Source organism: Apibacter adventoris (assembly GCF_002964965.1).
GTDB lineage: Bacteria > Bacteroidota > Bacteroidia > Flavobacteriales > Weeksellaceae > Apibacter > Apibacter adventoris.
This window is the reverse complement of the sequence record NZ_PSZN01000007.1, coordinates 13,052-25,556: the sequence shown is the minus strand read 5'-3', so window position 1 is coordinate 25,556 and position 12,505 is coordinate 13,052. Positions and strand designations below refer to the sequence as shown.

Here is a 12,505-nt window from a genome sequence, read left to right as displayed (position 1 = left end):
GTTCACTTATGGATGATTTAGAATATATTACCAAAGGGGCTTTAATGATGTGTGATAAGGGAGCGGCCCCGGACTATTTTAAACCGGATTTCAATACCAAAACCAAAATAGATGAATGTTTGGTAGCTACGGAAATGGATGCAAAGCCGGTTAAAAATATTCCGTCTTTTAAAATATGCTCTTTAACACAGAAACCTTGTGTACCTGTTACCAGTCCTAAAACTTGGAAAGACACCTGGCAAGTAAAAGTGGACGGAGCTGAAACTTTAATAGGTAAAAGCACCTGTCCCTGCTCTGCAGGAGGAAAAATTGAATTTATGACTAGTGGGCAGGTTCCTCTACCTGCAGATGCAGCAGAAGAAGTACAAAAAATGCAGGATCAGGCCCAGGAAGAGTTGAATGATAGTGGGGAAGGAGATAGTGTTGGGGAATCTGGACTAGTAGAAGGTTTTATTCCGGTATGGGGAAGTGGAAGAGATGCAGTAAATGATTTTCAGCAAGGAAGATGGGGCTGGGGATTATTTAATAGTGCTATGGTAGTAGTAGATGTTTTTACTTTAGGGGGAGGAAGCGTTGTAAAAGGAGCCATAAAAGGAGGAGTAAAAGCAACAGCTAAAGCAGTTGGGAAAAGTGCCGTGAAAGGATTGGCTAAAGGTTTAGGTAAAGGGGCTTTTAAAAAACTAACAAAAGAAACACTTAAAAGCAGTATAGACGATGTAGCTAAAAAACTGTTGAAAACTTGTGTTTTTGCTTGTTTTCCTGCTGGTACACAGGTACATACTGAGTTAGGACTCAAAAATATAGAAGAAATACAAACCGGAGACAAAGTGTGGGCCTATAATGAAGAAACCGGAGCAATAGCTTTGCAGGAAGTACTCTATACTATGGAGAAAGAAAGTGACCATACCATAGAAATAATTACAGAAAATGAAACAATAGAAACGACAGCACTTCACCCTTTTTATGTAAATGGAAAATGGAAAGAGGCTTCAGAACTTGAAAAAGGAGATAAAATTATAACCCAAAATAAAGAGGAAATTTTAATTAAATCTGCTGAATTTAAGTATACATCCCAAAAAGTTTATAATTTTGAAGTAGCACATTGGCATACTTATTTTGTTGGAGAAAATTTATTTTTAGTTCACAATGCTAAAGGAAAGTGTATTACTGAAGCAGCTGAAGATATTGCTAAGAAAACTGATGAAATTCCAGTATGGAAAGGACCGACTGATTATAGTAAAATAGATACAAGTAAATTTAAAATTGAACCAGGAAAAGATTTTACAGCAGCTCAGAAAGAATCAATTTATAAAGCTAATATGGAACATAATGGAGGTTTATTAAGGAGTGATAAAGATGGAACTATACTAGAAAGAGCAAAAAAGAGCGAAAAAGGAGTAACACCTAATCCTAATGAATCACAAGTTGACCATGTCAAACCAAAATCTAAAGGAGGAACTAATGATCCTTCAGATAATGCTCAAATATTAAGTAGGCAACAAAATAGAGATAAATCAAATAAATAATTTTTAAAATTTAATAACAAATATTATATATTATCTTATGAAACTAACTGATTTACCTAAAAATAAACCTGTAATTACTACAACATTTGTGATTAATGAAAACAAGGATATAGTTTATGTATCCTTAGATAAAGATAATGATTTACAAATGTTTAGTGAAGAGGGGGCTATCATGAAAGAAGCTATAATAGTATCTTTAGATGAAATTTTATTAAAAGATTCCTCTTTAGCTAGTATAAATATTGAAAAAAATGAAAGTGTTTATAGACAAAATAAAAATAGTTTATGGACCAAACAGTAGAGAATATTGATAAATTAAGACGTCAACTTTTTTCTACGAAAATAGCTGAAAGAAAAAAAGTTGTAAAAAAAATTGTAATAGATAAACTTACTGTTTTTCAAGATGATTTATTTAATCTCTTTAAAATAGAATACAATAAAAATAAGTCTTGGGAATTTATATGTTTATTAATTGATACCTTAGGTATATTAAATTATAAAAATGCAGCTAATGAGCTTTTAAAAATTTGTAAGAAAAATGAATCACATGATATGATTACTATTTGTGCATCCAGAGCATACTGTAGAATTAAAAGAAAAAATTTAGAGGATGCAAGTCCAATATTAAAAATGCTTTCTTTTGGAAATTTTTCGGTAGTAGATGGGGCTCTTAAAGCTTTAGGCGAAGATAAAATGATTTTGAGTGAAAATGATCAAAATGAAATAATTAATTGCATACAAAAATTTGAACCTAAATTAGAAAAAGGATTTTCTGATATTAGGATGGGGCTTGCAGCAGCTTGTGAAAATTGGAAAAAAACACCTAAAATTAATTGTTTTTTAAAAGAATGTATTGAAAGCCAATATCAACCATTAATAAAAATAGCAAAAAATTCATTAAAATAATTATTTTAAAATTCATGATAATAATATTAAATGTATAGGGAAGAAGATTTCTCTTAAAAATTAACAGAATTTATTATTTCTAAAAAGTATTAGATATATGAAAAATTAATATAAAAATTGCTAAAAATTTTACCCCTAATGATAGAATAATATTAAGTGAATTAAGGATTAAAGTAAAAGTAGGTTGGGATAGCTTTGAACTAGAAGAAAGTGATCCGAGAGTAAAAATTATAAAAGAAAATTTTAATCCAGATTGGAAAAATATAGTGCAAAGAGAGATTGTTTTTTCAGAAAAAGATAAAGAAAATGCTGAGTATCTTACTATATATGCCAGTAAGATTTTAGGAGATGCTAAACCTGATACAGAAAATAAAATAAATACATTTACATATCCATTCACTGTGTATCCTTATTATAAAGATGTTTTTGAAATAGTAGATACAGATGAAGAATATGGATTGTTGAGAGGGGAGCAAATAGGGAATTATTCATTAAATGGAGAACCTAAATGGGGAAATTCTAATATAGCCTCTGCAAATTACATAGAAAATGCTTTTTTTACTCCACTTGAAACATATGAAAGTATTTTTAAAACCTATTGGCATAAAATCAATACCAGTATGTAATTATAAAACAGGTGAGCCCTTAAAAAATGTATGTCAAATTATACAACAAGGGATTTCAAAATCAAAATTTAATATAAAGGAAATTGATTTAAAGTTATCAATTAAGGTTGATAGATGGAATATTAAAAAATATGTTTTAAAAAATGATATATTTTATCCATCGTTTATAGTTCTCCCGGAGAATTCGATTTTTTTTATACACAAGAATATTTTGGTGATGGAGGGCTTAATCAAAGAAATACGGTTATTTCACATAAGCTTTATAAAATTTTAAAAGAAAATAAAATCAAAGGATTAAATTACTATCCAATGAAAAATTAAGAAAATATATTTATTAATATAGTAAAACAAAGATAAAGCTTAAGTTGTCAGGTCTTTTAATTAAAATTATAGTAAATATCTTTTTATAGATTAAATGAGTTTAATTAAATTTTTTATGTACATAGAGAAAAGACCTTTAATGTATCTTAGGGAGAAAAATTTAATCTTATTAGAAAGTTTTATAAATGAATATTTTCTATGTCAGAATGAAAATAACTTAATAGATAAAAATGATGAAATATTCAGAAATGAATTTTATTATTGATTAAAAAGAAATATTTTTTAGCTAATAGAGTTTCTTGGGTAGATTTGATTAGCCAAATGTCAAAACATGAAAATAAAAATGATTTTGATTTATTTTTTCATTTTTTAAAAATATTTAAAAATGAAAAGTCAATAGTTTAATAATAAAATATAAGTAAAATTTAAAATTGTAATTTTTAATTTTCTTATGAGAATCATTTATTTTGAATAAAAAGGAATTATAATAATAAAAACTTAGTTTTGAGTAGAATAAAAAAGTTGATAATAGAAAAGCAATTCCAAAAAGCATCAATTTTATTTGATAATGATAAATCAGATAAGACTTCTACCCAAATAGAATTAGATACATATGGAAATCCGTCCCAAGAGTATTATGATTTTATGATCTTTTTAGGAGAAAATTCAGAACAAGAAAAATCCGTTTATTTTTCCTCAATGATACTAGCTACATCTTTGTGTAGTTTTAGGGATGCTTATAAAGAAGCGTATAATTTAGCTAAAAAATTAGTAAAAATTAATGGAAATGATATTGATAACTGGGAATGGTTATTATTTTTTTATGATTTACCAGATAAATTTATGTCACATAAAGAATTGCAAGATGTTCTCATTAATATATTTAAAATAGATAGAAATAATCAAAAAGCTACTAATTTTTTAAATAATTATTTCACAAAAGAAGAAAAAAGTTTTATACTTTCAAAAGTTATATGATACATTTAATTTTAGTCTCTATATACTAGTCTTTATTTTTTAGTATCAGGTTAAATTCTTATGTCTTTATTAGAGATAAAAAAATGAAGGTTATCTCCAAAAAAGTACTACAATTAAAGATATTGAACGAGGAATAAGGGAAGTTATTAAACAAAATAGAGAAAGTATACTAAAAAATGGGACAAAAAATGTTCAATATAGTGGTATGGTTGATGGTGTGAAAAGAACTATAGGTTTAAAAAAGGAAGAATTGAACAATATTATTAATAATAACAATAAATAAATATGTTTAATAATAGATACTTTTATAGTCAAAGGTGTAAAATATATATTTATATTTTATAAAATTATATTTAATATGAGTAATATGATATATATTATTTAAATTTAGTATCTTTATTTCGGTTATCATTTATATATCAATATATTTTTATGGAATTACAAGAAGAAATTTTTACAAAAATTGTTTCTTTAGTGAACAAAGGAAAGCTAAGCTTTCAGAAAAAAAATTTTGAAAAAGCCATAGAGTATTATATGAAAGCTAGGACTATTTTTCCGGTTCCGATTGAAGAATATAAAGGGTCCGAACAATTATATATTCTATTAGGAGATGCCTGTTTTGCTAGTAAAAAATATGAAAAAGCCCAAGAATATTATATACAATCTCAAAATTGCGTAGATAAAGATCAGTATTTAAATTCAAAATTTAAAATAGGAAAAATTTTTTTTGAAATAGAACAAACCGATTTAGCAAAAAAATATTTTCAGCTAGTTTATGATAACTCGGGAAAAAAATTATTTTATTTCGAAGATGCAAAATATTATAATCTAATTATTTGCTCAGGAAATAAGGGAACAAATAAAGAAGAAAAACAAAACTCAGTATATAAATCTTTTAAAGGAAAAAATTATACAAAAGAAGAATGGGATATTTTTGAACAAAGACAATGGGAAGAATATCTTATAAAAAAAGGAAATTTCTCAAAAAAGAACGAAAAAGGTTTATTTTTAGATGAAAAATAATGCTGAAATATAGATAAATTTTATATACACAATTGGGAAATGTTTACATTATTTAAAAATAAAAATTTAATTAATTTAGAAAATTTTGAATCTTCTTATATTCTAAACATTAAGAGCTATACTTATTTAAATAAAGACAAAGAGCCATTAATTATAGAAAGAAAGTCTAAAATAAAGTTAAAGCAGATAATAGAGGGTTCAAGAATAATAAATACTTATTTTTTAACAGAAACAGAAGAAAATTCAAATGATGAAAATTTCAATAAATTTTTTAAAAAATTATCATTTCTGTCTTTTATAACCGAAGAACTTAAAATTGAAAGAAGTTTGAAAGGGCAAATTCGAACTTTACTCAATATAGATCAAATAGAAAAGAAGTGGAAAAACTGGAAAGAAAAAAAACTTTATGAATTTCTTCCTATTTTAAAAGATCAAGAAAATTTTGTAACTTCATTTGAAAAAGGTCTTTTATACTTAAAAGATAATATTAAAAATGAATTAGCTTACATACTTCTATTTCCCGAAATTTATCAATTTAAAGATTATATTTCAACTGCTAGAGAATTTACTAGCTTATACATTTTTGATTCATGTTTGATTAAAGGCGCGGAAATTAAATATAAATTTTATATTTCGGATATATTACAGAAAGAATTTTCACCTAAAATAAATATTCATTTAAAATCAGAGATTACAAATAAACAAGAATTGACTATTTTATTAAAAAGTCTAGAAAATAAGTATAATGGTATAACAGATTATAAATTTTTTGAAGATCTGTTTTATAATATAGATAAAAGTACAGGTAAAATAACCTATGCAAAATTAGAACTTACAGAAAACATATCTGAAGGTCATGAATATAAATATTTAATAGATCTTTATCCATTAGAAACATCAATAAATAGTGAAACAGAAAAGATATATAAAACATATAAAGGCAAAGACTTTACTCTAAATGAATGGGAAAAATTAGAACAAAAACAATTTGATGATTTTGTAAATAATAAGTTAATAAATAAAGATCAAGATCTTTTTAATAATGAAAAATAGTGAGAAACACATAAAAAACAAAAAAATATATAATATTTATAAAAATATTATATTATCTGGTTTTATAATTTGACTATAATTATAAATTTTTTAAAAATTAAGTTATATTTTTTAATATTTAACTTGTTTTAAACAAAGATTCAAACCGTATTTCTGGTTCTCACAGGATTAATAATTTTATATTTTTATTATATTTTCTATTCCAAATTTCCAATATAAATAATTAGATAAAAAAATATAGTTTATTTTTAGTTGATAATTTTAAAACCAGTAACTAAACAATATATATTGTTTGGTATATGTGGAAATTATTAATCTCATAATTTGTTCCAATATTAAAATAAAGTTTTATTTATCTTTAATAAGATAGGTAAAAAATTTTTCTCAAAAATATCACCTTAAATATTATCTTTGCTATAAACATATTTCTATAATAAAATATCAACAAATATTTATTTTAGAATGATTATAAATAATATTTTAATAAAATAGTTCTTAATATGTTATGAAAGTTGGTTTATTTATTCCATGTTATATAGATGCTATATATCCAGAGGTAGGAATTGCTACATTGGAATTATTAGAAAAATTAGGTTTAGAAGTAGAATATCCTACAGAGCAAACTTGCTGTGGTCAACCTATGTCTAATGAAGGTGATTACAAAAGTGCAGAAGCTGCTGAAAAGTTATTTATTCAAAACTTTAAAAATTATGAATATATAGTAGGTCCTGCAGGTAGCTGCATAAAACAGGTAAGAATTCATTTTGATTGTTTAAAGCAGTCTGAAGACGTAAAACATGTTAGAAAAAATACTTATGAATTAGTAGAATTTTTGCATGATGTAATTAAAGTTAAAGATTTTCCCGGGGTAAAATTTAATCATAAAGTAGCTTTGCATAATAGCTGTAGTTCAATAAGAGGTCTAGGAATAAGTAAACCGTCAGAAATTATGGGTGTTGCATTTAATAAATCAGCAGATCTGTTGAAAATGGTAGAAGGACTTGAGCTAGCCCAAATGAGCCGCCCTGACGAATGTTGTGGTTTCGGAGGAACTTTCTGTGTAACCGATGAAGTGGTAAGTGCCAAAATGGGAAAAGATAAAATTTCTGACTATATAACCAGCGGAGCAGAATATGTAGTTTCTCCAGATATGTCTTGTTTAATGCATCAACAAGGAATAGCTCATAAAAATGGTATAACTCATTTACCTTTTGTACATATAGCACAAGTTTTAAACGGAGGACCCTTTTAAAATCATAATTCATGAAAAAGAAAGTAGTTGATATAGTAAAAAACTCAGCAGATTTTATAAAACAAGATAATATTCACGAAAAACAACATGATAAAAATCTTTGGAATGCCAGATTAAAAAGAGACAGGATTGCTAAAAGCGTTCCTGAATGGGAAGCTCTCAAAGATTTAGCATCAAAAATTAAGGAACATACACTTACTCATCTGGATGAATATTTAAACCTATTTGCAGAAAATGCTTCTAAACGAGGAACTATTGTCCATTGGGCTCGAGATGCTCAGGAACATAATGAAATTGTATATAATATATTACAAGAAAGAAAGGTAACTGAAATAATAAAAAGCAAATCAATGTTGCAGGAAGAATGTGGCATGACAAATTTTTTAGAATCAAGAGGAATAGAAGTTACCGAATCGGATTTGGGTGAGAGAATTCAGCAATTATCCCATCAACCTCCGGCACATATTGTTATGCCTGCAATTGAAAAAACTACAGAAGATATCGCTAAACTTTTTGCTAAAACTATTGGAACCGACCCTAATGATACTGATGCACATTCTTTAAATGAAGCAATGAGAAATAATGCCAGACCAAAGTTTCTTCGTGCTGGAGCAGGAATGACCGGAGCCAATTTTGCCATAGCTGAAACCGGAACATTTGTAGTTTGTACCAATGAAGGAAATGCTGATATAGGTGCATCTGTTCCACCGCTTCACATAGCCAGCATAGGAATAGAAAAAATAATTCCTAAAGTGGAAGATTTGGGGATATTTATAAGGCTCCTATCAAGAAGTGCATTAGGTACTCTTGCTACACAGTATACATCTCACTTTACAGGTCCAAGAAAAAACGGAGAGTTGCATGTTATTATTACCGATAATGGTAGGACTGAAAGATTAGGGATGGATGATTTTTGGACTTCTTTAAAATGTATACGATGTGGTGCATGTATGAATACTTGTCCCGTATACAGAAGAAGTGGAGGATTATCTTATGAATCTACATATTCCGGACCTATAGGAATTATTTTAAGTCCTACGTTTGATTTAGAAAAATATAGTGAATTGCCTTTTCACTCTACATTGTGTGGCTCATGTTCAGATGTTTGTCCGGTAAAAATAGATATTTCCGGACAAATATATAAATGGAGAAAAGTAGTAGTAGAAAAGGGATATATGCCTTTAAACAGATCTCTTGCCTTTAAGGCTGCAGGATCTGTATTTGGGCATCCTTCGTTATTTAGAACAGCTGAAACCATAGCAGAAAAAGTATTGCCCATAGTGCCTGATTTTCTTATATATAGTAAAATAAATCCATGGGCACAGGACAGAGAAATGTTTTCTATGGCTAAACAAACATTTAGAGATTGGTATTTAAAGAATAGAAAAAATAAAAAATGATAAGTACAAAAGAATATATTTTAAATGCAATACGTAAAAATAAACCTGACGGAAGTAAATTTGCATATCCTAAAATTCCATTATTTCCTAAAAGTAATAAAGATATTTTACAGGAGTTTAAAGATAATTTAACTTTAAATGCAGGAACATGGCATATAGTGAAAAGTATTAAAGATGGAGAAAATTTAATTAGAGAATTGTATCCACAAGCAAAGATTATTTGTTCTTCTGCAGTTGAATTTAAAGGAAATAAAGATATAACCCAAATAACTGAACCTCATCAGTTGGCAGATGTTGATTTAGGTATTATCCGCGCACAATTTGGAGTTTCGGAAAATGGTATGGTTTGGATAACAGAAAAGGATATGGATATTACTTCTTTAGGTTTCTTGTCACAACATTTAATAATTTTATTAGATCCACAAGAATTGGTGAAGGACATGTATGAGGCATATGCCAGAATTGATTTGCTAAATAACAACTATGGCTGTTTTATGTTAGGACCTTCTGCAACTGCTGATATTGGAGCGGTTATGGTTCGTGGGGCACAAGGAGCTAGAAGTCTTTCAGTATTTTTTATGTAATAATTTAAAAATTTTGAATATTTAGAAATCGAATAGGGGTAAATATAACTTTTACCCCTATAATTTTTTTATGATAATAATTTAAAACATTATGAATAAAACTAATATAATTATTTATTAAGTAAGTTTTTTACATCTTCTAATGTTAGGTTATCTCCATCTATTCTTATAAGAAAAAAGTGATTTCCTTTATCAAAAAATAATATTGTTTGATCTATATATTGCTTGTTATCTGGATCTTTTTTAATAAAAGCTGAAGGTGAAAAAGTATCATGAGTACTATTAAAAACAGCTTCATAATCTTTATTAGTAGCATATTTATTAGCTTGTTTTTTCATCCTTTTAGCCAGAGATTTATCGCTAGTATAAAGCATCTGTGCACTTTCTATTTTATCAGATACTTTAGAGATATATATACCTTGTTTATCAAAATCAGGAATCATTTTTAATAAAAATTTAGAGACACTAATGGAAGTGACTTCATTTTTATGAGCAAATTTATCAAATAGTTTATCCTGAGAATAGCCAGAAATAATAAAACCTAATAAAAATAAGGTTAGTAATAAGCATTTTCTATTCATAATTAATAAGTTATTTAAACATTTTATAATATTTAAGTAAAAATCATGCCGTATATAAAAATAATTATAAATACTTATATTTATGAGCGATAAAATATATTATATTTTCTAAAAAAAATAATTTTTTAATGGGTTAGAAAAAATGGATACATTCTTATACCTTAGCTTTTAAGTAAAAGTATCGCGTATCATTCATATAAAATAATAATATCTATATCATCTTACTTACACTTAAAAAAATTAAAAATTATAAAATATACACTAAAATATCGCAATAGTTTTTTCCAATTTTTCTATTAAATAAAATTTAACTTATCATGAATGTTTTGGAGATTAATACCTAAATTAAGATAACAATGTGCAGTATGAAAAGAAGAAAAAAATCTTTGGATATATGCTAAGAGGTTGAAAAATTATAAATATTTATTTACTTAAGTAAGTAAAATTATATTTTTATTACATAAGCCTATAATAAATAAAATTATTCCAAGGGGAAATAATACACTTCCCCAAGAAATTATAATAAAATATCCAGTAATATTTCCCCAGTCCATAAATAAAAAAGCGCCCTGAAGAATTAATAAAATATCAGTTAAAAGAAATGCAATAGTAAAAATGATAATCCCTATTTTAATAAAAGCGTTTATCTTTTTTGTAGAAATAAATGTAAGAATAAGAATAAATAAAAACAAAGTATATATTCCCAATACAATAAGATGAATAAATCCAATAGTAAGATTTTTTATAAGATAGGAATGTTCAGCTATTTCAGGAATCCACTGAAAATTTTGGAAAATAATTTTAACAGAAAAAAGAAGAATAAATAGAATATATAAACTATAAATAAAAACAGATTTTTTTTTGAAAATTACCAACAAAGGAGGATGAATATATTTCCAAAATAGAAATAATGAAAAAAGTTGAAATAAAAGACCAATACTATTTAAAATATAAAAAATAAATGAAGAAATATGCCAACTAATAGGAAGGAAAAACGTAAGTATTGCAGTTCCTAAGTTAAAAAAATAAAAAAGATAACTATATTTAGGAATTGAGGAATTATAATTTTTTAAGATTTTAAAAATAAAAGAGAAAATTCCAAATAAGAACCATCCATTAATTTGAAAATGTAAAAAAAACTGGATAGCAATAGGATAAGCTATAGAAGATTTCCCTAAAGTAGGAAGTATAGCTCCTAAGGACCAAACTCCTAATGTTGAAAATAACATTAAAATTAATGCAGTCTTCAAATATAAGTTATCTATGGAATATACATGAGAAATATTTTTCCAGCTTATCCAACAAAAATAATATGAACATACTATATGTAAAGAGGAAAATAAAATAGAAAAAAATGCATATCCTTGAATTGGAAAGCTAAAAAGCATTCCTATAATAGAAAATTGTGTTACCCAGAAACAACCAGTAAATCTTTTTTTATTTTTTGAGGTTTTAGGAATATACATCCAATAAATAAAAATATAAAAAAACAAATAAAGCCAGCCTAATAAAGCTACATGAGAATGGGCATGTAAAAAATTGCCATAGGGTATACTAATTTTATAAAATTGAGTGATTCTAAGTAAAAAGCCTATACAAGAGGCTATAAATAAATTACTCAAACTTGTTATTAACCAGCTTTTCTTCATATACCTATAGAATTATTAAATTTTTATTATTCAATAATAAGTTTTCCTTTCATTGAAAAAGCATGAGAAGGGAAAGAACATAAATAATCATACTTTCCTTTTTCGTTTATGATAAAGGTTATAGTATCTGTTTCTCCACCCCCTAACAATTTCGTATGAGCTATAATATTTTTAGATTCACTGGGAGGAATATAATCATGACTTCTTTCTTTTAAAGCTTTTTTAGCAAAATCTTCCGGATCAGTTCCATGTTTTAAAATAACCAGATTATGTCCCATGTCCATTTTACTGGCTTTACCCACATGCTTGAGTACTAATGTAATCGTTTTTCCTGCTTTAGCTCTTAATTCATTAAGATTATATTGCATTAAATCATTACCTTCTATTTCCAAATAATTTACAGGCCATTTTTTCATTTCTTCCTTAGTTGTTACAGTACTAATATTATCAGCTTTATTATTTTCTGCATTTAAATCAATATTAGCTGAAGAATTATCTGATTGAGTAGAACTTTTGCCACAAGAATATAAAAAAATTATAAATATGATGACTTTTATATTTAAAGATAAATTTCTCATAAAAAATATTTAAGTTTGTAATTATAGA

General features: G+C 26.3%; 13 protein-coding genes. 10 read left to right on the top strand and 3 right to left on the bottom strand.

Translation table 11 applies throughout. The features are described 5' to 3' along the window. Positions 1-8 precede the first annotated feature (8 nt). The 10 genes from C4S76_RS04320 to C4S76_RS04270 all read left to right on the top strand — a co-directional run bounded on the left by C4S76_RS04320 (position 9) and on the right by C4S76_RS04270 (position 9,669). Entirely contained in the window at positions 9-1,526 is a 1,518-nt protein-coding gene (locus C4S76_RS04320; RefSeq protein WP_105193017.1) for a polymorphic toxin-type HINT domain-containing protein, read from the top strand. Positions 1,527-1,563: 37 nt separating this feature from the next. Further along, a complete protein-coding gene (locus C4S76_RS04315; protein WP_105193015.1) occupies positions 1,564-1,827 on the top strand; it encodes a hypothetical protein in 264 nt (87 codons plus the stop codon). Then, positions 1,812-2,432, top strand: a complete 621-nt coding sequence (locus C4S76_RS04310; RefSeq protein ID WP_105193013.1) for a hypothetical protein — start codon at positions 1,812-1,814, stop codon at positions 2,430-2,432. Before C4S76_RS04315 ends, C4S76_RS04310 begins: the two co-directional genes overlap by 16 nt. Before the next feature lie 266 nt (positions 2,433-2,698). Then, positions 2,699-3,058 (top strand): hypothetical protein, encoded by a 360-nt coding sequence (locus C4S76_RS04305; protein WP_105193011.1) that lies wholly within the window; start codon positions 2,699-2,701, stop codon positions 3,056-3,058. A gap of 825 nt (positions 3,059-3,883) precedes the next feature. Next, positions 3,884-4,357: a hypothetical protein gene (locus tag C4S76_RS04295; RefSeq protein WP_146105681.1), complete on the top strand. Its 474-nt coding sequence runs from the start codon at positions 3,884-3,886 to the stop codon at positions 4,355-4,357. Between the two features lie 432 nt (positions 4,358-4,789). Further along, entirely contained in the window at positions 4,790-5,380 is a 591-nt protein-coding gene (locus C4S76_RS04290) for a tetratricopeptide repeat protein (RefSeq protein ID WP_105193008.1), read from the top strand. Between the two features lie 39 nt (positions 5,381-5,419). After that, positions 5,420-6,433, top strand: coding sequence for a hypothetical protein (locus tag C4S76_RS04285; RefSeq protein ID WP_105193007.1), 1,014 nt, complete (start codon positions 5,420-5,422; stop codon positions 6,431-6,433). A gap of 505 nt (positions 6,434-6,938) precedes the next feature. Further along, positions 6,939-7,685 (top strand): (Fe-S)-binding protein, encoded by a 747-nt coding sequence (locus C4S76_RS04280; RefSeq protein ID WP_105193006.1) that lies wholly within the window; start codon positions 6,939-6,941, stop codon positions 7,683-7,685. Between the two features lie 11 nt (positions 7,686-7,696). Continuing rightward, positions 7,697-9,085 carry a lactate utilization protein B gene (locus tag C4S76_RS04275; protein WP_105193005.1) on the top strand — a complete coding sequence of 463 codons (1,389 nt, stop codon included), beginning with the start codon at positions 7,697-7,699 and terminating at the stop codon, positions 9,083-9,085. Continuing rightward, a complete protein-coding gene (locus C4S76_RS04270; RefSeq protein WP_245915790.1) occupies positions 9,082-9,669 on the top strand; it encodes a LutC/YkgG family protein in 588 nt (195 codons plus the stop codon). The genes C4S76_RS04275 and C4S76_RS04270 overlap by 4 nt, the downstream gene beginning before the upstream one ends. 110 nt (positions 9,670-9,779) lie before the next feature. Here the strand turns inward: C4S76_RS04270 and C4S76_RS04265 are convergent, their stop codons facing one another. The 3 genes from C4S76_RS04265 to C4S76_RS04255 all read right to left on the bottom strand — a co-directional run bounded on the left by C4S76_RS04265 (position 9,780) and on the right by C4S76_RS04255 (position 12,477). Next, a complete protein-coding gene (locus C4S76_RS04265; RefSeq protein WP_105193004.1) occupies positions 9,780-10,250 on the bottom strand; it encodes a DUF4252 domain-containing protein in 471 nt (156 codons plus the stop codon). Between the two features lie 431 nt (positions 10,251-10,681). Further along, positions 10,682-11,899: a hypothetical protein gene (locus tag C4S76_RS04260; RefSeq protein WP_105193003.1), complete on the bottom strand. Its 1,218-nt coding sequence runs from the start codon at positions 11,897-11,899 to the stop codon at positions 10,682-10,684. Positions 11,900-11,925: 26 nt separating this feature from the next. Next, complete coding sequence (locus C4S76_RS04255) at positions 11,926-12,477, bottom strand: plastocyanin/azurin family copper-binding protein (RefSeq protein WP_105193001.1); 552 nt, start codon at positions 12,475-12,477, stop codon at positions 11,926-11,928. Positions 12,478-12,505 lie beyond the last annotated feature (28 nt).

Excerpts from the sequence above, each read along its gene's own strand:
- C4S76_RS04270 (WP_245915790.1), top strand. The coding sequence starts at position 9,082 with ATGATAAGTACAAAAGAATATATTTTAAATGCAATACGTAAAAATAAA.
- C4S76_RS04290 (WP_105193008.1), top strand. The coding sequence starts at position 4,790 with ATGGAATTACAAGAAGAAATTTTTACAAAAATTGTTTCTTTAGTGAAC.
- C4S76_RS04255 (WP_105193001.1), bottom strand. The coding sequence starts at position 12,477 with ATGAGAAATTTATCTTTAAATATAAAAGTCATCATATTTATAATTTTT.
- C4S76_RS04280 (WP_105193006.1), top strand. The coding sequence starts at position 6,939 with ATGAAAGTTGGTTTATTTATTCCATGTTATATAGATGCTATATATCCA.
- C4S76_RS04275 (WP_105193005.1), top strand. The coding sequence starts at position 7,697 with ATGAAAAAGAAAGTAGTTGATATAGTAAAAAACTCAGCAGATTTTATA.
- C4S76_RS04310 (WP_105193013.1), top strand. The coding sequence starts at position 1,812 with ATGGACCAAACAGTAGAGAATATTGATAAATTAAGACGTCAACTTTTT.
- C4S76_RS04285 (WP_105193007.1), top strand. The coding sequence starts at position 5,420 with ATGTTTACATTATTTAAAAATAAAAATTTAATTAATTTAGAAAATTTT.
- C4S76_RS04315 (WP_105193015.1), top strand. The coding sequence starts at position 1,564 with ATGAAACTAACTGATTTACCTAAAAATAAACCTGTAATTACTACAACA.
- C4S76_RS04320 (WP_105193017.1), top strand. The coding sequence starts at position 9 with ATGGATGATTTAGAATATATTACCAAAGGGGCTTTAATGATGTGTGAT.
- C4S76_RS04260 (WP_105193003.1), bottom strand. The coding sequence starts at position 11,899 with ATGAAGAAAAGCTGGTTAATAACAAGTTTGAGTAATTTATTTATAGCC.
- C4S76_RS04265 (WP_105193004.1), bottom strand. The coding sequence starts at position 10,250 with ATGAATAGAAAATGCTTATTACTAACCTTATTTTTATTAGGTTTTATT.